We start from the raw sequence: 21,880 nt of genomic DNA, 5'->3' as shown, positions 1-21,880 counted from the left end.
CTCAGCGTTCGTTCTGGCGCGGGATCACGACCTGGCGGTAGATGATCAGGATGCTGGCCGCGACGGGGATGGCCACGAGCGCTCCCAGCAGCTGACCCAGCGCCGCACCCGCGAGAGCGGCGATGACCACGACCGCGCCGGGGATCGACACCGCCCGGTTCATGATCCGCGGCGAGATGAAGTACGCCTCGACCTGCATGTAGACCAGGTACCAGATGGCTGCCCAGAGCGCGGTCTGCGGCTCCGCCAGGCCGGGGATGAGGCAGGTGAGCACGATGATCGCCGAACCTGTGAGGGTTCCGACGAGCGGGATCAGCGAGAAGAAGAAGGCGATGACCGCGAGCACGGCGGGGAAGGGGGCCCCGATCACACTCAGGAAGATCGCGCTGAGCACGCCGTTGATCACACCGAGCGACACCTGCCCCATGACGTAGAAGCCGACGGACGCGGTGATCTGCTCGGCGAGATCGATGAAGCGCGGGCGCCGGGATGCCGGGACGAGCTGGTAGACGGCGGCTTTGAGGCTGGGGGTGGACGCGGTGAAGTAGATCGTCAGGATCAGCACGATGACGGCGCCGGTGAAGCCGGTGATGATGCCACCGCCGATGAGGATGATCGAGCCGGTGATGGACCCCCCGATGGCCCCGATGTCGAGCGAGTTGTACCAGTCCGAGAGGTACTGGAACAGCTCATCGACGTTGAGCTGCGGGAAGGTGACGGTCAGCCAGTCCTTTACGGCGTTGACGGGGTCCCAGTTGCCGTTGGTGACGAGATCCTGAATCGCTGCCACGAGCTGGGAGATCTGCGACACGATGATCGGCACGACCATGAGGATGATGCCGGCGAACGCAGCCAGGAGTGCCGCGAACGTGATCAGGAGCGCCGCCCAGCGGGGCAGGCGACGACGTTCGAGCCAGGAGACCACCGGATCGAGGCCGAGCGCGAGGAACAGCGCCGTGCCCACGTAGAGGAGGATCGTCGAGAGGGTTTGGATACCCCCGATGATCACGATGCCGACGCCGACGCCGAGCGTGGCGATCAGCGCGGTGCGAAACGGGTTCTGGATCTTCACGAACGCCTCCGGGGTCGAATCACCTCACTTTACGATCCGAGCGGGCTTTCGGCGGGAGGCGCCCCTTTCACGACCTTTTCAGGTCGTTTTGGATACTCTGGAACGTCGATCAAGCGTTCGGTGGTCCCGTTCCGGATGTGGAGAGGTGTTTCTTCGTGCGTTTCGTGTGGGCTGTTGTCGCGTTCGTCCTGGCGACCGTCATGATCGGGGCGGGCATCGCGCAGCGTACGATCCTGCGCGGGCCCGAGAGCGTCACCGAGTCGGTGACGGTGTCGGGCGACGCGCCGTTCACCCTCATCGACGGCTCCGTCCTCACGTCCCACCCCGGTGCACAGTCGCTCAGCGTGCAGGGCACCGGAACGGTGTTCGCCGCGTACGGCCGGTCATCCGACGTGACGGCGTGGCTCGCACGCACCGACTACACCCGGCTCGGCGTCGATGAGGAGGGTGCGATCACGACGACCGAGGTCGCCGCGGCATCCGCTCCCGCCCCGGGCGCCGACGGGGTGGTTCCCGCTATGCCGTCGCCCGTCGGGTCGGACCTCTGGCTCGAGGAGTTCCAGCGCGACGGAGCCTTGACCACGTCGCTGCAACTGCCGCAGGAGATGAGCGTTCTCGTCGCCTCCGACGGTTCCAGCCCCGCGCCGGCAGACATCCAGGTGACATGGCCGATCGAGTCCAACACACCGTGGGCTGGTCCGCTGATCGTCGGCGGCGGGATTCTCCTCGCCTTCGGCATCGTCATGTACGCCCTCGGCTGGCGGCACCTCCGCCGGTCGCGCGGCCCGCGACGGAAGGGCCTTCCCATGACCGCCACCCAGCCCATCGACCTCACCGTGGACGACGAGGCGAAGGGCGTCATCTCGTCGACACCGCCGCGTCGACGGCTGACCCGCGGCCGTCAGGCGTTGCTCGCCGTTCCGCTCGTGTCGATCGTGGCGCTGTCGGGGTGCTCGGCCGATGCCTGGCCGCAGCTCGCACCCAGTCCGACGCCGTCGCCGACGGCGACAGTCGTCGCGGACCCCGACCAGGCACCTCCGGCTGTCACGCAGCAGCAGGCAGAGCGCATTCTGACGCGCATCGCCGAGGATGTCTCGACGGCGGACGCGAGCGCCGACGCCGCGCTTGCGGCTACGCGTCTCGCGGGCCCGGCCCTCGCCGAGCGCGAGACGAACTACACGCTTCGCTCCAAGATCGCCGACCGCGCGCCACTGCCTCCCGTGCCCGCGGAGCCCCTCGAGATCCTGCTGCCCGAGACTTTCGAGAAGTGGCCCCGGACGTTCCTCGCCGTCGTCGAGGGAGGCGAGGGCGCGGCTGACACGATCATGACCGTCAGCCAGCAGGACCCCTGGTCCAATTACAAGCTCGGGTACATCGCCGAGCTCGCCACGGACTCCTTCCCCGAGCTCGCCCCCGCCTATCTCGGCGCGGCGCAGGTCGCTCCCGATTCGCCGTTCCTGGTGCTGCCGCCACAGGATCTCGCGGCGGCGTACGCCGACCTCCTCACGAACGGCGACGCGAGCCCCTACGCGCGGCTGTTCGAAGCGGAGGGCGACGCCTTCCGTGCGGGTGTCGCGTCCAATCGCGAGCAGATCCTCAACGACTTCAACCAGACCGGTGCCGAGACCGGGACCGTGTCGTTCACGACCCAGGCCGGCACCCAGACGCCGATCGCGCTCCAGACCCTCGAGAGCGGAGCGGTCGTCGCGGTGACGATCACGGAGGACCACACGTTCACCCCGAGCAACCCGGACGCCGTGATCAACGTGCCGGACACCAACCCTGTCGCAAGCGCTCTGACGGGCGTCTCGCAGTCGTCGACCGGATTCACCACGACGTACGCCGACCAGCTCTTCTTCTTCGTGCCCGGTGCGGGCTCCTCCGAGCCGATCCAGTTCCTCGGCTACCGTTCCAATGTCCTCTCAGCGAAGGTTGTCTGAATGAGCGATCCGTCCCCCAGCGCCGTGCTCCGCGGAGCCCTCGACCTGTCGTCGTTGCGAAACCGCCCCTCGGCCGCTGCGCCGACCGGCCCCGCAGCCGCCGCCGAACCGCCGTCGGGCGGCACGTCTCGTCTGATCTTCGACGTGACCGACCAGACGTTCGGCGACGTGCTCGAGCTCTCGCGCACCGTTCCGGTCGTCGTCGATCTGTGGGCCGAGTGGTGCGGTCCCTGCAAGCAGCTGAGCCCGGTTCTGGAGAAGGTCGTCACCGAGCTCGCCGGCCGGGTCGTGCTGGCGAAGGTCGACGTCGACGCGAACCCGCAGCTGGCGCAGGGATTCCGGGCGCAGTCGATCCCGATGGTGGTCGCGCTCGTCGCCGGACAGCCGGTGCCCCTGTTCACCGGCGCCGTGCCCGAGCAGCAGGTGCGCGAGGTCTTCGCGCAGCTGCTCCAGCTCGCCGGCCAGCACGGGGTCACCGGGACCGTTCCGATGGACGACGCGACGGAGGCCTCGGAGGAGGCCGTCGAGCCGCCCCTGCCGCCGCTGCACGCCGAGGCCTTCGCCGCGATCGAGGCTGGTGACTATCCGCGCGCCATCAGCGCCTACGAGCGCGCGTTGGCGGAGAACCCGCGCGACGCAGACGCGCAGGCCGGCCTCGGGCAGGTCAAGCTGCTCGACCGGGTGCAGAGCGTGGACCTCGGCGAGGCGCGCGCTGCGGCGGCGGCCGCTCCGCATGACGTCCAGGCTCAGCTGCGCGTGGCCGACCTCGACGTCGCCGGCGGCCACGTCGACGACGCGTTCGCACGCCTGCTCGATCTCTTCGCCGCGGTCGACGGCGACGCGCGCACGACCGTGCGCGACCGGCTGCTCGAGCTCTTCGGCCTCGTCGGCGACGCCGACCCGCGTGTTCTCGCGGCGCGGCGGCGCCTCACCTCGCTGATGTTCTGACACGAACGAGACGGGCCCGGGGCTCTCACCGTGGGTGAGTGGCCCCGGGCCCCGTCTCGTCTCAGTCGCGTGGGTCTTCGGCCACGCCGGGTTCGTGGTGCAGCCAGAGCACACCCAGCGGCGGGATCACCATGGTCGCGCGGCCATCGCGCGCGTGGACGGCGCCGAAGTTGCCGACGCCGGAACCGCCGTACTGCTCTGCATCGCTGTTGAGGACCTCCCGCCACGCACCGTCTGCGGGCAGTTCCAGCGTGTAGTCGTGCAGCGGCACACCCGCGAAGTTGCAGATGACCGCGACCGTGTTGCCGTGGTGATCGCGACGGGTGAACGCCATCACGTTCGGGTTCCAGTTCGGCGCGCCGAGTCGGGAGAAGGCCGCGCCGTCGGAATCGCGAGCCCACAGGGCCGACTGCTCCCGGTAGGCGCGGTTCATGTCGGCGACGAACGTGTGGAGTCCGCGGTGAGCGGGCTGATCCAGCATCCACCAGTCGAGCTCGCGCGACTCGGACCATTCCGACATCTGGCCGAACTCCTGGCCCATGAAGAGCAGCTGCTTGCCCGGGTGGCCCCACATGTATGCGAGGTAGGCGCGCATGTTGGCCAGCTTCTGCCAGTGATCGCCGGGCATGCGCGTGAACAGGCTGCCTTTGCCGTGCACGACCTCGTCGTGGCTGATTGGGAGGACGAAGTTCTCACTGAAGGCGTAGACGAACGAGAATGACAGCTCACCCTCGTGGTGGCCGCGGTACATCGGGTCGCGCTTGATGTACTGCAGCGAGTCGTTCATCCAGCCCATGTTCCACTTGAACCCGAAACCGAGGCCGCCGTGCTCGGTGGGCGCGGTCACACCGGGGAAGCTCGTCGACTCCTCGGCGATCATCGCGATGCCCGGATAGCGCTTGTAGGAGGTCGCGTTGACTTCCTGGAGGAACGAGATCGCTTCGAGGTTCTCGCGTCCGCCGTGGATGTTCGGCTCCCACTGTCCTTCCTCGCGCGAGTAATCGAGGTAGAGCATCGAAGCCACGGCGTCGACCCGGAGGCCGTCGACGTGGAACTCCTCGAACCAGTAGAGCGCGTTCGCGACGAGGAAGTTCCGCACTTCGTTGCGGCCGTAGTCGAAGATCAGCGTTCCCCAGTCGCGGTGCTCGCCGCGGCGGGGATCCGGGTGCTCGTAGAGCGGCTGCCCGTCGAAGCGGGCGAGCGCGAACGCGTCCTTCGGGAAGTGTCCGGGCACCCAGTCCATGATGACCCCGATGTCCGCCTGGTGCAGCCGGTCGATGAGGTAGCGCAGGTCGTCGGGGGAGCCGAAACGGCTCGTGGGGGAGTAGTACCCCGACACCTGGTATCCCCACGACCCGCCGAACGGATGCTCGGCCAGCGGCAGGAACTCCACATGCGTGAAGCCCTGCTCTCGGACATAGTCGATGAGCTGGTCGGCCGCATCGCGGTAGCCGAGGCCAGCGCGCCACGAGCCGAGGTGCACCTCGTAGACCGACATCGGCTGCGAGACGGGCGTCGAGGTGCCGCGACGCTCGAGCCACGCGGCATCCTCCCACTCGTACATGCTCTCGGCGACGATCGACGCCGTCGCGGGAGGAACCTCCGACTGGCGGGCCATGGGATCGGCCTTGTCGATCCAGGCGCCGTCCGCGGTGAGGATCTGGAACTTGTACACGGTGCCGGCCGTCAGGCCCGGAACGAAGAGCTCCCAGACACCGGAATCGCCCATCGAGCGCAGCGCGTGTCCCTGCCCGTCCCACCCGTTGAAGTCTCCGATGACCCGAACCGCTCGCGCGTTGGGCGCCCAGACGGTGAACGAGACCCCCGGCACGCCGTTGTGGATGCGGACGTGGGCGCCGAGGACGCGCCAGAGCTCTTCGTGACGACCCTCACGGATGAGATGCAGATCGAGTTCGCCGATCGTCGGCAGATGACGGTAGGGGTCATCCGCCACCCAGGCCGGCGCGTCGTCGTAGGTCGCGACGACGCGGTAGGCCTCGGGGCGTTCGTCGAGCGTCGCTTCCCACACCCCGCCGCGAAGGTGGCGGAACGACGACTCCGGCTGCTTCGCGAACACCGCGGTCACCGTGCGGGCCAGCGGCCGCCGAACGCGGATCAGCCAGCCATCCGCCGTCTGATGGACACCGAGCACGTCGTGGGGTGCGTGGTACGAACCGGTGGCGACCGAATCGAGCACGTGGTCTGCGGGGGCGTTCATCGGCGTTCCTTCACGTGGAGGATGTGCACCGGCTCGACGAACGCGTCGAGGCGCACATAGTTGTGGTCGTTCCAGGTCCAGACCGACCCGCTGAGCAGGTCTTCGACCTCGTACTCGTCGCCCGGTGCCACACCCCACACGGAGGTGTCGAGGTGCACCGTCGTCTCGCGTGCCGAGTGGGGGTCGACGTTGACGACGACCAGGACGGTGTCGGCCTGCCCGTCGGCGGTGAGCGCACCGGGCAGATGCTTCGAGAACACCACGATCGCGTCGTCGTCGGACCAGTGGAACGACAGGTTGCGCAGCTGCCGGAGCGCGGGGTGCGCACGCCGGATCTCGTTGAGCCGGGTCAGGAAGGGAGCGAGTGATTCGCCCCGCGCCTCGGCGCCTGCCCAATCGCGGAGCTTGTACTCGTACTTCTCGTTGTCGATGTTCTCTTCCGAGCCGGGACGGGCGACGTTCTCGACGAGCTCGTATCCCGCGTAGACGCCATACGAGGCGCCCGCCGTCGCCGCGACAGCGGCGCGGATCTTGTAGGCCGGACGCCCCCCGTACTGCAGGTACTCGGTGAGGATGTCGGGAGTGTTCACGAAGAGGTTCGGCCGCATGAAGTCGGCCGTGTCGTGGGCGACGGAGGTGAGGAACTCCTCGAGCTCCTCCTTCGTGTTGCGCCAGGTGAAGTACGAATAGCTCTGCTGGAACCCGGCCATCGCCAGCCCCTGCATCGGCGCGGGGCGAGTGAACGCCTCGGCCAGGAAGACGACGCCGGGGGTCTCGTCGGCGACGGTCGCGATGAGCCACTCCCAGAACTGCAGGGGCTTGGTGTGCGGATTGTCGACGCGGAAGATGCGCACGCCCTGTGCGATCCAGTGCCGGACGACGCGCAAGACCTCGGCGCGGATGCCGTCCGGGTCGTTGTCGAAGTTGATCGGGTAGATGTCCTGGTACTTCTTCGGGGGGTTCTCGGCGTAGGCGATGGAACCGTCGGGGAGAGTGGTGAACCACTCGGGGTGCTCGGAGACCCACGGGTGGTCGGGCGACGCCTGCAGCGCGAGGTCGAGCGCGACCTCGAGGCCGGCGTCGGAGGCGGCGGCGACGAAGCCGCGGAAGTCCTCGAGGGTCCCGAGATCGGGGTGCACCGTGTCGTGGCCGCCCTCCGGGCCGCCGATCGCCCAGGGGGACCCGGGATCGTTCGGTCCCGCGGTGAGCGTGTTGTTGGGACCCTTGCGGTGGGTGCGCCCGATCGGATGGATCGGCGGCAGGTAGAGCACATCGAACCCCATCGCAGCGACCGCGGGCAGACGGTCCCGCGCGGTGACGAAGCTGCCGCTGCGGACGGAGCCGTCGGCGAGGCGTTCGGCGCCCTCGGACCGGGGGAAGAACTCGTACCAGGCACCGACGCCCGCGCGCTCACGCTCGACGAGGAGCTCGTGCTCGTCGCCGACCGTCACCAGCGACTGCAGCGGACGGTCGGCGAAGACGCGGGCGATCTCGGCGTCGCGGACCACCGTGAGCGCGTCGACGGCGTCGGCCGCGGCATCCCGAAGCCTCGACGCGGCTTTCTCGAGAAGCTTGCGCTCGGCGGCGGGACGTGACTTCTCAGCGGCGGCGCGGCTCATCAGCTGGGCTCCCGCCTCGCGCATGAGGTCGACGTCGACGCCGGCCGCGATCTTGATCGCCGCGGCGTGCTGCCACGTGGCGAAGTCGTCGCCGAACGCTTCGAACCGGAATCGCCACACGCCCTCGGTCAAAGGGGCGATGAGGACGGACCACCGGTCGAACCCGTCGTTGAGCGGCGTCAGACGGTGCAGTGACTCGCGGCCATCCGGCGCGGTGAGCCTCAGATGCACGCCGATCGCGTCGTGGCCCTCGCGGAACGCCGTGACCCGGAACGGCACGGCCTCGCCTGCGAAGGCGGACGGACGGAACCGATCGCCGGGGACCGCGGGGGCGGGTCGCTGGAGCGGAATGCGTCCGGTGACGGTGTCGCCGATCGAGGGAACGGGTGCTGCGGGCCGGCCGGGGATCTCGCCGGTGCTGCGGAACGGGACGGGTGAGGTCGTGCGCGTCGTTGATGCCACGGCTCGAACCTATCGCGGTGGGCGAGATCGAAAAACGGGCTTGCGCCTTACTCGGCTCTGAGCAAATGCAACGTCGGCCCGGAGAGGGCGAGACGCTCGCCCGGGGCGAACCGTTCGTGGCGGGCGCGGGGGTGTTCGTCGGCGCTGGACCACAGCGAGACGAACGAGGTCGCCGTCCCGACCGATGGCAGCACGACCTCCGAGTCTGCTTCACGGCCGTGGATCACCAGGAGTATGCAGTTATGCGGTTCGTGCGCCGGCGTGGAGGTCGCGACGTACTGAAGCGTGCGCTGTTCGGGGTCGGTCCAGGTGCTCTGCGTCATGGGCTGGCCCTCGGCGTCGAACCAGTGCATGACGGAGGCTTCGGGAATCTCATCCTCGGGGTCGGCGTAGCGCACCGGCCGCAACGCCGGGTTCTCCGCCCGCAGCCGCGTGAGCGTACGCACATGCGCGAGCAGGTCGACCTGCCAGTCCGCCAACTGCCAATCGACCCAGGTGAGGGCGCTGTCGTGGCAGTACGCGTTGTTGTTGCCCAGCTGCGTACGCCCCATCTCGTCTCCCGCCGTCAGCATCGGCACACCGGCAGAGAGCAGGAGGGTCCCGACGAGGTTGCGCATCGTGCGGCGGCGCGCGGTCAGGATGTTCTCGAGTGACGTCTCGCCCTCCGCGCCGTGGTTGAACGAGCGGTTCGTGTCGGCGCCGTCGCGGCCCTGCTCACCGTTGGCGTCGTTGTGCTTGACGTCGTACGAGACGAGGTCGCGCAGGGTGAAGCCGTCGTGGGCGGTGATGAAGTTCACGCCGGCGAGGGGGCCTCGTTCCGCGCCGAAGAGCGGTGCGGAACCGGCGAGGTGGGTGGCGAGGCCTCCGACACCGGCGGGCGAGGTGCCGGCGCGCCGCAGATAGTCGATGTCACTGAGCCAGAAGTTGCGGATACCGTCGCGGTAGCGGTCGTTCCACTCCTGCCACCCGTCGCCGAACCCACCGGTGTGCCACCCGCCGAGTCCGATGTCCCAGGGCTCGGCGATGATCTTGTCGTCGCGGAGCACCGGGTCGTCGGCGATGGCGCGCAACAAGGGGTGTTCCGGATCGAACACGTGCTCGCCGTCGCGACCGAGCGTGACGGCGAGGTCGAAGCGGAACCCGTCGATCTGCACGTCCTCGCTCCAGTACCGCAGCGAGTCGAGGATCAGACGTGCGGCGGCATCGGTCGAGGTGTCGACGGCGTTGCCACATCCGGTCACATCGATGTACGCCCCATCGTCTCGCTGGCGGTAGTAGGCGCGGTTGTCGATTCCCCGGAAGCTCGAGCGCGGCCCCCCGAGCTCGAGCTCGGCGGTGTGGTTGTAGACCACGTCGAGGATGACCTCGATACCGGCCGCGTGCAGTGCCCGCACCGTGCGCTTGAGCTCTTTCAGGACGGCCGTCGGCCCGCCGCGGCGGGCATCCTGCGTGGCGTAGGCCGCGTGGGGAGCGAAGAAGCCGAGCGTGTTGTAGCCCCAGTAGTTGGCCAGTCCGAGCGCGAGCAGACGGGGCTCGCTCTCGAACGCGTGGATGGGGAGCAGCTCGACGCTCGTGACTCCGAGCGCTTGCAGGTGATCGATCATGGCCGGGTGACCGAGGCCCGCGTACGTGCCGTGCAGCGCCGGCGGGATGTCGGGATGCCGTTTCGTCAGTCCTTTGACGTGCGCCTCGTAGATGACCGTGCGATCGCGGGGAATCCGCGGTTTGCGGATGCCGCCCCAGTCGAACGCCGGATCGACCACGACCGAGCGATGATCGCCGGGGGCGCCCGAGACGACGCCTCGGCCGTACGGATCGAGCAGGAGCGTCTCGGGGTTGAACACGTCTCCCGGACCGTGGGGTCCGTCCACGCGCAGCGCATAGCGCACTCCGGGGCGCAGTGTCTCGACGTGCGCCTCCCAGATACCGCCTCCGACGGGCGACAGCGGGCGCTCGTCGACCGCCCAATCGAGATCGTGATCGTCGAACAGCACCACATCGATCGTCGTCGCCCGCTCCGACCACACGCGGATCGTGCCGCCGTCGTCGCGGATGGTGACGCCGAGGTCGGTGAATCGGGAATCGTGCAGTCCGGCCGGGCTGATGCTGTCGGGCATGCGATCTACAGTAATGAGCGACGGTGAACGCTCGGGGAGGTGCAATGGTCGTCTATCTCGATCACGCTGCGACGACCGCGCTCCGACCCGAGGCGCGCGACGCGTGGTTGGCGGCGCACGAGACGCTCGGCAACGCTTCGTCGGTACACGGCGCCGGGCAGGCCGCGCGCCGTCTCCTCGAGGATGCCCGCGACGCGGTCGCGGCGGCGCTCGGCTGCGAGCCGATCGAGGTCGTTCTCACATCCGGCGGCACGGAGGCCGTCAATCTGGCGGTCAAGGGTCTCTGGCTCGCGGCCGAGGGCGTGCCGGCGGGCCCGATCGTGCTGCCCGACGGCGAGCATCACGCGACCATCGACGCCGTCGCCTGGCTCGCAGCCCGCTGGGGCGCTACCGTGCGGTCCGTCGGGCTCGACGACGTCGGCCGGATCGATCCGCGGCGGTTCGCGGCGGCACTGCCCGGAGCCGTCCTCGCGACCGCCCTCGTCGCCAACAACGAGGTCGGGACGCGCAATGACCCGGCGGCACTCGCCGCTGCGGCGCGGGGTGCGGGGGTCCCTCTGCATCTCGATGCGGTCGCGGCCCTCGGCGCTGTCCACCTCGACTTCGCCTCCTGGCGGGGCGCGGGCTCGGGTCCTGGCGGGCTGGTGGCGATGTCGGTGTCCGGACACAAGGTCGGTGCCCCCGTGGGCACGGGCGCGCTCGTCGTCTCGCGTCACGCGCAGCTCACGCCTCTGGCCCACGGCGGCGGTCAGCAGCGCGGGCTGAGAGCGGGTACGCCCGATGTCGCCGGCGCCGCGGCGTTCGCCGCGGCGCTGGGAGCCGCCGAAGCCGACCGCACACGTGAGACGCGCAGGCTCACGATGCTTCGCGACCGTCTCATCGACGGCATCCGTTCGCTCGTACCCTCGGCCGAGATCCTCGGTGACCTCGGCGATCGACTTCCGGGCAACGTGCACGTGCTCTTCCCGGGCACGATCGGCGAGACGCTCCTCTTCCTGTTCGACACCGTCGGAGTCGCCGTGTCGACCGGATCGGCCTGTCAGGCCGGGGTCACGGAACCCTCCCACGTGGTTCTCGCGTTGGGACGTGACGCTGACGACGCACGTGCGGTACTGCGTCTCACGCTGGGGCGAACCAGTACGGACGCGGATGTCGACGCTTTCCTCGCTGCGCTTCCCGAGGTGCACCGACGTGCGGTCGCCGCCCGCGCCGGTCGCGCAGCCCGTACGTAGACTGGACAGATGCGAGTACTGGCTGCCATGAGTGGAGGCGTCGACTCGGCGGTGGCCGCTGCCCGAGCCGTCGACGCCGGCCACGACGTCGTGGGCGTGCATCTCGCCCTGTCTCGCGCGGGCGGCACTCTCCGCGCCGGAAGTCGCGGCTGCTGCACGATCGAAGACGCGATGGATGCGCGCCGTGCCGCTGATCTGCTCGGCATCCCCTTCTACGTCTGGGACTTCTCGGAGCGCTTCCGCGACGATGTCATCGACGATTTCGTCTCGGAGTATCGCGCGGGTCGCACACCGAATCCGTGCATGCGCTGCAACGAGAAGATCAAGTTCGCGGCGCTGCTCGAGCGCGCGATCGAGCTCGGCTTCGACGCTGTGTGCACCGGTCACTATGCGCTGCTGGTCGATGGTCCCGACGGGCGCGAGCTGCACCGCGCGTCGGATGCCGCGAAGGACCAGTCGTACGTCCTCGGCGTGCTCACCGCCGATCAGCTCGCTCACACGTACTTCCCCCTCGGTGCGACGCCGTCGAAGGCCGAGGTGCGTGCGGAGGCTGCGGAGCGCGGGCTGACAGTGGCGCAGAAGCCGGACAGCCACGACATCTGCTTCATTCCCGACGGCGACACCCGGGGGTGGCTCGCCGAGAAGGTCGGGGCCGAGGCCGGGGAGATCGTCGATCGCACGGGCACGGTGATCGGGCGTCACGAAGGCGCCCACGCGTTCACCGTGGGTCAGCGCCGCGGCCTGCAGCTGGGAGTGCCGGCGCCTGACGGCAAGCCCCGCTTCGTGCTCGAGGTGCGTCCGGTCGACAACCGTGTCGTGGTGGGTCCGAAGGAGGCGCTGGCGACCGCCGAGATCGCGGGCGCCCGCTTCACGTGGGCCGGTCGCGCACCGAGCCAGCGGACCTTCTCGTGTGAAGTGCAGATCCGCGCTCATGCCGAGCCGGTGCCGGCGCGGGCCGAGATCACGGCGAGCGAGATCGTCGTGGTGCCGGAGACGCCCTTCGACGGTGTGGCGCCGGGTCAGACGGCCGTCATCTACGACGGCACCCGCGTGCTCGGACAGTTCACGATCGACCGGACCGTCTCGGCCGTTCCGGTCGACGCCTGATCGATCCGGCGGCTGCGCGGAGCGCGTCGTCGAGCTCGGTGTAGCGGAACCGGTATCCCGAATCCAAGAGCCGTTCCGGCGTGACCCAGCGGCTCTTCAGGATGAGTTCCGGCTCGGTGCGCAGCACCCACATGGCGGGTTCGAGCATCCACCGCCAGGAGGGGATCCCGATCGGCATGCCCACGATCGACCGCAGCTGGCGCATGAGAGTGCGGTTGTCCGACGCGTGCGGGCTCACGACGTTCAGGACCCCGGTGATGTCGTCGTGCGCGTCGACCCAGCGCAGGGCGCCTACGACGTCATCGATGTGCACCCAGCTGAAGCGTTGGCGTCCACGGGTGCGGTGCCACGGCGCCGGGCCGCCGGTGGGATCATCACCGATTCCGCGGTAGCGGCGATGCGGGATGATCGGGCCGTCGATCTGCGGCCCGCCGAGGCCGAGGCGTGCCAACGTCAGCAGCATCGCGGTCGCCGGCCCCGGGCCGAGGACGATGGCCATCCGCAGGGCGACGCGGCGGGTCCCGGGCAGCTCGCCGCGAAAGAACGACGCCTCCCATGCCCGCGCGACATCGACGGAGAAACCGGTGCCCAGCTCTCCATCGGACTCGGAGTTCGGGCGGTCGACGGCGTGGCGGTAGATGGTCGCCGTCGAGGCGTTCACCCACAGTCGCGGAGGCCGCTCAGCGCGTCCGACGGCTTCGGAGAGTGCCCGCGTGGTCGCCACGCGCGATCGCAGGATCTCGTCTCGGTTGCCATCGGTGTAGCGGCAGTCGACCGACTTGCCCGCGAGGTTGATCAGCAGATCCGCGCCGTTCACGAGGCAGTCGATACCGGCGGAATCGGCCCACGTGGTGCCGGAAGTTCGACCGATGATGTCGACGGTGTACCCATCGGCCGTGAGCGCGTCGACGACGGCCGCGCCGATGAATCCGGAGGCGCCGGCGACGACGGCGCGGTGTCGGGTGTCGTTCATGACGCCATCGTAGTAGTTTCTGAACATGTTCAGTGCAGCTGCGACACCTCATGTCAGCCGCCCCTCCGTGTACGAGCGAGCGCTCGGCGACGGGCTGAAGCGGATGCCACCCGTGCTTCAGGTGTACTTCGGCCCGATCGCCGACGGGTGCGCGGGCGTCGGGCACGGCATCTATGACGAAGCGGGGTACTGCGGCCCGCTGTGGCTGCGCCCCGTGATGCGCCTGTTCGCGGGGAGAGGTGTGATGTTCCCGGAGGACGGCACCGATGTCCCGTTCGTGATCACGAACACGCCACGACCCGACGGGTCGTTGCGCGGCGAGCGCGACTTCCTCTTCGCCACCGCGCGGCGGCGGATGGTCGACGCGATGACGAGCGCACGACCGGGCGAGATCGTCGACCGATTGGGGCGCCGGGGCGCACTGGAGATACGACTGCGCGCCGAGGCCGATACGACCGGGATGCGCCTGCGGTCGACCGGGATCGCCGCGCGGCTCGGGGTTCTGCGTCTGCCCCTCCCGCCGGTAGCCCGGGTGACGGTGACGGAGACGTCGGACCCCGCGGATGCCGCGGCGCAACGTGTCGACGTGAGGGTGCGGGCCTGGCTCGTGGGGGAACTCTTCCGCTACCGCGGCTCGTTCACGTACCGCATCCGGCAACTCGACGGGAAGCCCGGCTGGAGCGTCGTGCCCCCTGCCTAGACTGACCACGTGGCAGACGGAGAACTCCCCGAGATCACTCTCGACGAAGCGCGCGCGGAAGCGCGTGACCTGATCGAACGGATCACCGCGGCGCGCGATGCCTACTACGGCCGCGACGCCGAGGTTGTCGATGACGCGACGTACGACGGCTGGATGCGCCGGCTCGACGCACTCGAGAGGTGGCATCCTGAACTGCAGTCCCAAGACTCGCCGACCCAGACCGTCGGCGCCGCCGAGTCGACCCTGTTCGCCCCGGTCACGCACGCCGAACGCATGCTGAGTCTCGGCAACGTCTTCTCGCCCGAAGAACTGACCGACTGGTGCATGAAGGCATCAGCCTCTGCCGGACGCCCGGTGCGCTGGCTCTCCGAGCTCAAGATCGATGGGCTCGCGATCAGCCTGCGCTACGAGAATGGCGTGCTGACGTCTGCTGCGACCCGCGGCGACGGGCGCGTCGGCGAGGACGTGACCGTCAACGCGCTGCGCGTCGCCGGCATCCCGCAACGACTCGCGGGCTCGGGACACCCTTCCCTCGTCGAGGTCCGCGGCGAGATCTTCATCCCCGTCGCCGAGTTCGCTCAGCTCAACGCGCTCCAGGCGGCCATGCGCGACCGGGTGGTCGATGAGGCCCGTTCCCGTTCCCGGGCGTTCGACGAGGAGCGCGCGCGTACCAGCGCCGAGCGACGCTTCCCGGCTTTCGCGAACCCCCGCAACGCGGCCAGCGGTGGCCTGCGGCAGCAGCTCGACAAGAAGACCGGGCTCGAACTGGAGGCCTCGGAGGCCCGTGTCCGCTCGCTCCGCCTGTACGTCCACGGGATCGGCGCGTGGCAGAACCCGCCGGTGTCGTCGCAGAGCGAGATCTACACGCTCCTCGCCGAGTGGGGGCTTCCGATCAGTCCCCACTCGCAGACCCACGAGAGCATCCAGGGGGTGCTCGACTACGTTGAACACTTCGGCGAGAACCGGCACAGCGTCGAGCACGAGCTCGACGGCGTCGTCGTGAAGATCGATGAGTTGGCGCTGCACGACGAGCTCGGTGCGACGAGCCGGGCGCCGCGGTGGGCGATCGCATACAAGTACCCGCCCGAACAGGTCAACACCAAGCTGCTCGACATCGTCGTCTCGGTCGGCCGCACGGGGCGAGCCACTCCCTTCGCGGTGATGGCACCGGCTCGCGTCGCGGGGAGCGTGGTGCGCCAGGCGACGCTGCACAACCAAGACGTCGTCCGCGCGAAGGGCGTCCTCATCGGCGACACGGTCGTGTTGCGGAAGGCGGGCGATGTGATCCCCGAGGTGCTCGGACCGGTGGTCGAGCTGCGCAACGGCACCGAACGTGCGTTCGTGATGCCCGCCGACTGCCCCGAGTGCGGGTCGCCGCTGCGCCCCGCCAAGGAGGGCGACATCGACCTCCGGTGTCCCAACGCACGCTCGTGCCCCGCACAGGTGCGGGGCCGCGTCGAGCACGTCGGCTCGCGGGGTGCGCTCGACATCGAGGCGCTGGGCGAGGTGACGGCGGCGGCGCTGACGCAGCCGCTGGGGGAGGCCGAGCCTCCGCTCGTGACCGAAGCGGCTCTCTTCGAGCTCACTCTCGACCAGCTGGTGCCGATCGAGGTCATCGTGCGCGACTCCGAGACCGGCGAACCGCGCGTCGACGACACGACGGGCGAACCGGTGCGGCGAGCTCCCTTCCGGCGCAACCCCTCGGCTGCGGAGAAGAAGGAGGGGCTGACCGGTCCGCAGCCGTCGGCTCAGGCGCTCAAGCTCCTCGACGAGCTCGAGAAGGCGAAGACGAAGGAGCTCTGGCGGTTCCTCGTCGCGCTCAGCATCCGCCATGTCGGTCCGGTCGCGGCTCGTGCGCTCGCGCAGTGGTTCGGCTCGATCGCGGCGATCCGAGCGGCGACGCGCGACGAGCTCGCGGCGGTCGAGGGTGTGGGCGGCATCATCGCGGACTCGCTGATCGATTGGTTCGGGGTCGACTGGCACCGCGAGATCGTCGAACGGTGGGAGGCAGCCGGAGCCCGTCTCGAAGTGCCGGGGCACCCGGGTCCGGGCGCCGCTGTCGTCGAGGGAGGAGTGCTCGAAGGAATCACGGTCGTGGCGACTGGATCCCTCGAGGGCTATACCCGCGAGGGCGCGCAGGAGGCGATCCTCGCTGCCGGCGGTAAGGCTGGCTCGTCCGTCTCGAAGAAGACCGACTTCGTCGCCGCCGGGCCGGGCGCGGGCTCGAAGCTGGCGAAGGCCGAACAGCTGGGCGTGCGAATCATCGACGCCGCGCAGTTCCGCGTCCTCGTCGAGCAGGGGCCGGCCGCTCTCGGGTCCTGACTCGCGGTCGACTCCGCACCCCGCCCGGGCTGCGTCAGCCCGCGAGCAGTCGATCCCTGACCTGGCGGCGGAGGACCTTGCCGATCATCGATTTCGGCAGTTCGTCCACCACGACGACCCTGCGCGGCACCTTGTACGGGGTGAGGATGCCGCGGCAGAAGTCGCGGACGTCGCCCTCGTCGATCGTCGCCCCGGGCACCGCAACGACGGCGGCGACGACGTCCTCGCCCGAATGCTCGCTGGGGAGGCCCACCACCGCGGCATCGGCGATCTGCGGATGCTGGCGCAGCGCGATCTCGACCTCGGTCGGGGCGACGTTGAACCCGCCGGTGATGATGAGCTCCTTGATCCGATCGACGATGCGCACGAAGCCCGCCTCGTCGATCGTGACGATGTCGCCGGTGCGGAACCAACCGTCGACGAAGACCTTCTCGGTTTCCTCGGGCTTTCCGTAGTAGCCCGAGAACACCTGCGGACCCCGCACCAGAAGCTCACCGCGACCGCCGGGCTCGACGTCGCGTGTCGGTTCGTCAGGATCCACCACGCGGCACTCGGTGCCGGGAAGCGGCAATCCGACCGTCCCGGGCACACGGTTGTCCGCGACCGGATTGGCCATGAGAACCGGCGAACATTCCGAGAGGCCGTATCCCTCGACGAGGTATCCACCGGTCGATGCCTCGAACGGGACGACGAGTTCGTGGGGGAGCGCCATAGCGCCCGAGATGGCGACCTGCGTTCCCGCGAGGGAGACACCGGCCTCGTCCGCCGCCGCGAGCAGACGCTCGGCGATCGGAGGCACCAGGGGCAGGAGTGTGGCCGGATGCCGCTTGTGGACGGCGAGCACGAGGGCTGGATCGAACTTCGGGAAGAGCACGAGCCGGGCGCCCATCGACATGGCGAAGGTGAGACAGAGCGTGAGGCCGTACGCGTGGAACATCGGTAGCACGGCGTAGACCACGCAACCCTCGCCGCGCTCGATCGTCGGCGTCCACGCCTGCGCCTGCGCGGCGTTGGCCAAGAGGTTGCGATGGGTGAGGGCGGCGCCCTTGGGGTTTCCGGTCGTTCCGCTGGTGTACTGGATGAGCGCGAGATCTCCCGTCGTCGGGCCCACGTGGCTCACCGGCAGGGGGTCGTGTCGTTCGGCATCCGACCAGAAGCCGTAAACGCGTTTTCGGGGCACCGGAGAGGTGAGCGCCTCGCGAGACTCCCGCGCTTTCGCGATGGGAAGCCGGAGCGCCGCCCGCATGCCGAGCGGCATCGCCGTGGTGATGTCCACGGAGATCACGGCGTTGAGCGCGAGATCGTCGGGGAAGTCCAGGAGCATCGAGACGAGCTTGTTCCAGACGATCGCGACCTTCGCGCCGTGGTCCTCGAACTGCTTGCGCATCTCACGCGGCGTGTAGAGCGGGTTGTGCTCGATGACGACGGCTCCGAGCCGCAGCACGGCGTAGAACGCGACGATGTGCTGGGGGCAGTTGGGCAGCACGATCGCCACCCGGTCGCCGCGGCGCACGCCGGCGTCCCTCAGATAGGCGGCCGCACGTTCGATGCGGTCCTGCAGCTGCCGGTATGACACGGTGCGCCCGAAGAACTCCAGGGCAGGAGCGTCGGGATGCTCCCGCGCCGACGTCGCGACGATGTCGACGAGTGAGCCCTCCATGGGCGGGAGATCGTCCGGCACCCCGTCGGCGTAGCTGGCGATCCAGGGACGTGGCGGGTCGTAGGTCGTCACGCTGACACCCTACGGGTCTCGTGCACGATCGGGCCCGAACTAGAATCGACGGGTGTCTGAAATCACCCCCGATCTCGTGCGCCACCTCGGCGTGCTCGCCCGGATCCAGCTGAACGACGAGGAGGTCGAGCGTCTCACCGGACAGCTCGACGCGATCGTCGACAACATCGCGAAGGTGTCGGAGGTGGCGACCCCGGATGTCCCGGCGACCAGCCACCCCATCGCCCTCGAGAACGTCTTCCGCGAGGATGTGCCCGGCGACATGCTCACGCTCGAACAGGTGCTCCAGAATGCACCCGAACGTGCGGACGACCGTTTCCGCGTGACGGCGATCCTGGGGGAGGAGCAGTGAGCGACATCATCCGTTCGAGCGCCGCCGAGCTGGCGGCGCGCCTGGCCGACGGAAGCGTCAGCAGCGTCGAGGTGACCCAGGCGCACCTCGACCGCATCGTCGCCGTCGACGGCGACGTGCATGCGTTCCTGCACGTCTCCGACCACGCGCTCCAGGTCGCAGGCGAGATCGATGCGCGCCGCGCCGCGGGAGATCCATTGGGCGAGCTGGCCGGCGTGCCCCTCGCGATCAAGGACGTTCTCGTCACGACCGACATGCCCTCGACCAGCGGATCGAGAATCCTCGAAGGCTTCATGTCGCCGTACGACGCGACGGTCGTCGCCCGCGCTCGCGCCGCCGGCCTCGTGCCCCTCGGCAAGACCAACATGGACGAGTTCGCGATGGGCTCGTCGACGGAGCACTCAGCGTACGGACCCACCCGCAACCCATGGGACCTCGAGCGCATCCCCGGCGGCTCGGGAGGCGGCTCCGCCGCGGCCGTCGCCGCTTTCGAGGCGCCCCTCGCTCTCGGGTCCGACACGGGAGGCTCGATCCGTCAGCCCGCGCACGTCACGGGCACGGTGGGAGTCAAGCCGACCTACGGCGGCGTCAGCCGATACGGCTCGATCGCCCTCGCCTCGAGCCTCGATCAGGTGGGTCCGGTCTCGCGCACCGTGCTCGACTCGGCGCTCCTGCACGACGTCATCGGCGGGCACGACCCGCACGACTCGACCTCGCTCGCCGACCGGTGGCCGTCCTTCGCCGCAGCGGCGCGAGAGGGTGCCCGCGGCGATGTGCTGCGCGGGCTCAGAATCGGTGTCATCCGCGAGCTGGCCGACGTGGGCTTCCAGCCCGGCGTGAGCGCGTCGTTCCGCGCGTCGCTGGCGGCTATGGAGGCGCAGGGGGCCGAGATCGTCGAGATCAGCGCACCCCACTTCGAGTACGGGGTGGCGGCCTACTACCTGATCCTCCCGGCCGAGGCATCCAGCAACCTCGCCAAGTTCGACTCCGTCCGCTTCGGGCTGCGCGTCGACGTGCCGGGCGGCACTGTCGAGGACGTCATGTCGGCGACGCGCGAAGCGGGGTTCGGCGACGAGGTCAAGCGACGGATCATCCTCGGTACGTATGCGCTGTCGGCGGGCTACTACGACGCCTACTACGGCAGTGCGCAGAAGGTGCGCACCCTCATCCAGCGCGACTTCGACGAGGCGTTCGCGCAGGTCGACGTCATCGCGACCCCGTCCGCACCCACGACCGCCTTCCGCCTCGGCGAGCAGATCGACGATCCGCTGCAGATGTATCTCAACGACGTCACGACCATCCCGGTGAACCTCGCCGGCGTCCCGGGGATCTCGATCCCGTCGGGGCTGTCCGAAGACGACGGCCTGCCGGTCGGCATCCAGTTCATCGCGCCTGCGCGCCAGGATGCGCAGCTCTACCGTGTGGGCGCCGCGCTCGAGACTCTGCTCGTCGACAGCTGGGGTGGCCCGCTGCTCGACCGCGCACCGATCCTGGGAGGGGCACGCTGATGGCTGCCAAGGTCGCACTGATGGACTTCGACAAGGCGCTGGAGCTGTTCGAGCCGGTGCTCGGCTTCGAGGTGCACGTCGAGCTGAACACGCGCACGAAGATGTTCTCGCCGGCGGCGAACCCGGCTCACCCCGACAATCACGACGCGGCTCCGAACACCCTCGTCGCGCCGGTCGACATGGGCCTGCCCGGGGCACTCCCGGTCGTGAACGAGACGGCGATCCGGTCGTCGATCAGTCTGGGCCTGGCGCTCGGCTGCTCGATCGCTCCGTCGAGCCGGTTCGCGAGGAAGAACTACTTCTACCCGGACCTCGGCAAGAACTACCAGATCTCGCAGTACGACGAGCCGATCGCGTTCGAGGGCGCGGTCGAGGTGGAGCTGTCGGACGGAACGACCGTCACCGTCGACATCGAGCGGGCGCACATGGAAGAGGACGCGGGCAAGCTCACCCACATGGGAGGCGCCGCTGGCCGCATCCAGGGCGCGGAGTTCTCGCTCGTCGACTACAACCGTGCCGGCGTGCCTCTCGTCGAGATCGTGACGAAGCCGATCTTCGGCGCCGAGCACCGCGCGCCGGAGATCGCCAAGGCGTACGTGCGCACGATCCGCGACATCGTCATCGGCCTGGGCATCTCGGAGGCGCGCCTCGAGCGCGGCAACCTGCGATGCGATGCGAATGTCTCGCTGCGGCCACGGGGCCAGGAGAAGCTGGGCACCCGTACCGAGACGAAGAACGTCAACTCGATGCGCTCCGTCGAACGGGCGGTGCGCTACGAGATCCAGCGCCAGGCCGCCATCCTCGCCGAGGGCGGCACCATCACGCAGGAGACCCGGCACTGGCACGAAGACACCGGCACGACCTCGCCGGGGCGGCCGAAGTCGGATGCCGACGACTACCGGTACTTCCCGGAGCCCGATCTCCTGCCGGTAGCTCCTTCGCCGGAGTTGATCGAAGAGCTCCGTGCCGCCCTTCCCGAGCCGCCCGCGGCCCGGCGTCGCCGGCTTCAGGGCGAGTGGGGCTTCACCGATCTCGAGTTCCAGGACGTCGTCAACGGCGGTCTGCTCGCCGAGGTCGACGCCACGGTCGCGGCCGGCGCGTCGCCGGCCTCTGCACGGAAGTGGTGGACGGGTGAGATCACGCGCGTCGCGAATGCGCGTGGCGCGGAGCCGCAGTCTCTGGTCGCGCCCACCGACGTGGCGGCGCTCCAGAAGCTGGTGGATGCCGGCACGCTGACGGACAAGCTGGCCCGCCAGGTGCTCGAGGGTGTCATCGACGGCGAGGGATCTCCTCAGGATGTCGTCGACGCGCGCGGACTGGCCGTGGTCTCCGACGACGGCGCGCTGATCGCCGCGATCGACGAGGCCCTCGCCGCGCAGCCCGACGTCCTCGCGAAGATCAAGGACGGCAAGGTGCAGGCCGCGGGTGCGGTGATCGGTGCTGTCATGAAGGCGATGAAGGGTCAGGCCGACGCGGCGCGGGTGCGCGAACTGATCCTCGAGCGGGCGGCTCAGTAGCAGAGCGATCCGCACGACCCCGGCGGCGTCGTCGACTCCCTCCTCGTGAGGGGCGGCGGCG

At 69.3% G+C, this 21,880-nt stretch carries 15 protein-coding genes; 9 read left to right on the top strand and 6 right to left on the bottom strand.

Annotated features, from left to right (window positions below; translation table 11 throughout):
- Position 1 precedes the first annotated feature (1 nt).
- Positions 2 to 1,072: an AI-2E family transporter gene (locus ACU6RU_RS06215; protein ID WP_120262688.1), complete on the bottom strand. Its 1,071-nt coding sequence runs from the start codon at positions 1,070 to 1,072 to the stop codon at positions 2 to 4.
- Between the two features lie 155 nt (positions 1,073 to 1,227).
- On the opposite strand from ACU6RU_RS06215, the gene ACU6RU_RS06210 reads away from it, so the two are divergent.
- Positions 1,228 to 3,012, top strand: coding sequence for a glycosyl transferase (locus ACU6RU_RS06210; protein ID WP_183045264.1), 1,785 nt, complete (start codon positions 1,228 to 1,230; stop codon positions 3,010 to 3,012).
- Positions 3,013 to 3,960: a tetratricopeptide repeat protein gene (locus ACU6RU_RS06205; RefSeq protein WP_446726133.1), complete on the top strand. Its 948-nt coding sequence runs from the start codon at positions 3,013 to 3,015 to the stop codon at positions 3,958 to 3,960.
- A gap of 61 nt (positions 3,961 to 4,021) precedes the next feature.
- Here ACU6RU_RS06205 and glgB read toward each other — a convergent pair whose 3' ends face one another.
- From glgB to glgX, 3 genes are read right to left on the bottom strand one after another with little or no spacing between them, the layout of a single operon-like run.
- Positions 4,022 to 6,178: a 1,4-alpha-glucan branching protein GlgB gene (gene glgB, locus ACU6RU_RS06200; protein ID WP_446726132.1), complete on the bottom strand. Its 2,157-nt coding sequence runs from the start codon at positions 6,176 to 6,178 to the stop codon at positions 4,022 to 4,024.
- Complete coding sequence (locus ACU6RU_RS06195) at positions 6,175 to 8,259, bottom strand: alpha-1,4-glucan--maltose-1-phosphate maltosyltransferase (protein WP_446726131.1); 2,085 nt, start codon at positions 8,257 to 8,259, stop codon at positions 6,175 to 6,177. Before ACU6RU_RS06195 ends, glgB begins: the two co-directional genes overlap by 4 nt.
- A gap of 47 nt (positions 8,260 to 8,306) precedes the next feature.
- Positions 8,307 to 10,376: a glycogen debranching protein GlgX gene (gene glgX, locus ACU6RU_RS06190; protein WP_446726130.1), complete on the bottom strand. Its 2,070-nt coding sequence runs from the start codon at positions 10,374 to 10,376 to the stop codon at positions 8,307 to 8,309.
- 44 nt (positions 10,377 to 10,420) lie between these two features.
- Between glgX and ACU6RU_RS06185 the strand changes: the two genes are divergently transcribed.
- Positions 10,421 to 11,608, top strand: a complete 1,188-nt coding sequence (locus ACU6RU_RS06185) for a cysteine desulfurase family protein (protein WP_289331426.1) — start codon at positions 10,421 to 10,423, stop codon at positions 11,606 to 11,608.
- Between the two features lie 9 nt (positions 11,609 to 11,617).
- Positions 11,618 to 12,715 (top strand): tRNA 2-thiouridine(34) synthase MnmA, encoded by a 1,098-nt coding sequence (gene mnmA / locus ACU6RU_RS06180; RefSeq protein WP_289331427.1) that lies wholly within the window; start codon positions 11,618 to 11,620, stop codon positions 12,713 to 12,715.
- Here the strand turns inward: mnmA and ACU6RU_RS06175 are convergent.
- Complete coding sequence (locus tag ACU6RU_RS06175; protein WP_289331428.1) at positions 12,672 to 13,688, bottom strand: epimerase; 1,017 nt, start codon at positions 13,686 to 13,688, stop codon at positions 12,672 to 12,674. The two genes, mnmA and ACU6RU_RS06175, sit on opposite strands and share 44 nt — an antisense overlap.
- A 25-nt stretch (positions 13,689 to 13,713) precedes the next feature.
- Here ACU6RU_RS06175 and ACU6RU_RS06170 point away from each other — a divergent pair, with 25 nt between their 5' ends.
- The gene (locus tag ACU6RU_RS06170) at positions 13,714 to 14,388 is read left to right on the top strand and encodes a DUF4166 domain-containing protein (RefSeq protein ID WP_446726129.1); all 675 of its coding nucleotides are present in this window, start codon (positions 13,714 to 13,716) and stop codon (positions 14,386 to 14,388) included.
- Between the two features lie 9 nt (positions 14,389 to 14,397).
- Positions 14,398 to 16,710: an NAD-dependent DNA ligase LigA gene (ligA, locus tag ACU6RU_RS06165; RefSeq protein ID WP_446726128.1), complete on the top strand. Its 2,313-nt coding sequence runs from the start codon at positions 14,398 to 14,400 to the stop codon at positions 16,708 to 16,710.
- 34 nt (positions 16,711 to 16,744) lie between these two features.
- Here the strand turns inward: ligA and ACU6RU_RS06160 are convergent, their stop codons facing one another.
- Positions 16,745 to 18,442 carry a long-chain-fatty-acid--CoA ligase gene (locus tag ACU6RU_RS06160; protein WP_446726127.1) on the bottom strand — a complete coding sequence of 566 codons (1,698 nt, stop codon included), beginning with the start codon at positions 18,440 to 18,442 and terminating at the stop codon, positions 16,745 to 16,747.
- 52 nt (positions 18,443 to 18,494) lie between these two features.
- Here ACU6RU_RS06160 and gatC point away from each other — a divergent pair, with 52 nt between their 5' ends.
- From gatC to gatB, 3 genes are read left to right on the top strand one after another with little or no spacing between them, the layout of a single operon-like run.
- A complete protein-coding gene (gene gatC / locus ACU6RU_RS06155) occupies positions 18,495 to 18,794 on the top strand; it encodes an Asp-tRNA(Asn)/Glu-tRNA(Gln) amidotransferase subunit GatC (protein ID WP_120262676.1) in 300 nt (99 codons plus the stop codon).
- The gene (gene gatA / locus ACU6RU_RS06150) at positions 18,791 to 20,302 is read left to right on the top strand and encodes an Asp-tRNA(Asn)/Glu-tRNA(Gln) amidotransferase subunit GatA (RefSeq protein ID WP_446726126.1); all 1,512 of its coding nucleotides are present in this window, start codon (positions 18,791 to 18,793) and stop codon (positions 20,300 to 20,302) included. The genes gatC and gatA overlap by 4 nt, the downstream gene beginning before the upstream one ends.
- A complete protein-coding gene (gene gatB, locus ACU6RU_RS06145; protein ID WP_120262674.1) occupies positions 20,302 to 21,819 on the top strand; it encodes an Asp-tRNA(Asn)/Glu-tRNA(Gln) amidotransferase subunit GatB in 1,518 nt (505 codons plus the stop codon). Before gatA ends, gatB begins: the two co-directional genes overlap by 1 nt.
- Positions 21,820 to 21,880 lie beyond the last annotated feature (61 nt).

It is taken from the genome of Microbacterium sp. F1-18 (genome assembly GCF_052921305.1).
The sequence above is the reverse complement of the archived record's forward strand: the minus strand, read 5'-3'. Positions and strand labels throughout refer to the sequence as shown.

Excerpts from the sequence above, each read along its gene's own strand:
- ACU6RU_RS06205 (WP_446726133.1), top strand. The coding sequence starts at position 3,013 with ATGAGCGATCCGTCCCCCAGCGCCGTGCTCCGCGGAGCCCTCGACCTG.
- glgB (WP_446726132.1), bottom strand. The coding sequence starts at position 6,178 with ATGAACGCCCCCGCAGACCACGTGCTCGATTCGGTCGCCACCGGTTCG.
- glgX (WP_446726130.1), bottom strand. The coding sequence starts at position 10,376 with ATGCCCGACAGCATCAGCCCGGCCGGACTGCACGATTCCCGATTCACC.
- ACU6RU_RS06185 (WP_289331426.1), top strand. The coding sequence starts at position 10,421 with ATGGTCGTCTATCTCGATCACGCTGCGACGACCGCGCTCCGACCCGAG.
- mnmA (WP_289331427.1), top strand. The coding sequence starts at position 11,618 with ATGCGAGTACTGGCTGCCATGAGTGGAGGCGTCGACTCGGCGGTGGCC.
- ACU6RU_RS06175 (WP_289331428.1), bottom strand. The coding sequence starts at position 13,688 with ATGAACGACACCCGACACCGCGCCGTCGTCGCCGGCGCCTCCGGATTC.
- ACU6RU_RS06170 (WP_446726129.1), top strand. The coding sequence starts at position 13,714 with ATGTTCAGTGCAGCTGCGACACCTCATGTCAGCCGCCCCTCCGTGTAC.
- gatB (WP_120262674.1), top strand. The coding sequence starts at position 20,302 with ATGGCTGCCAAGGTCGCACTGATGGACTTCGACAAGGCGCTGGAGCTG.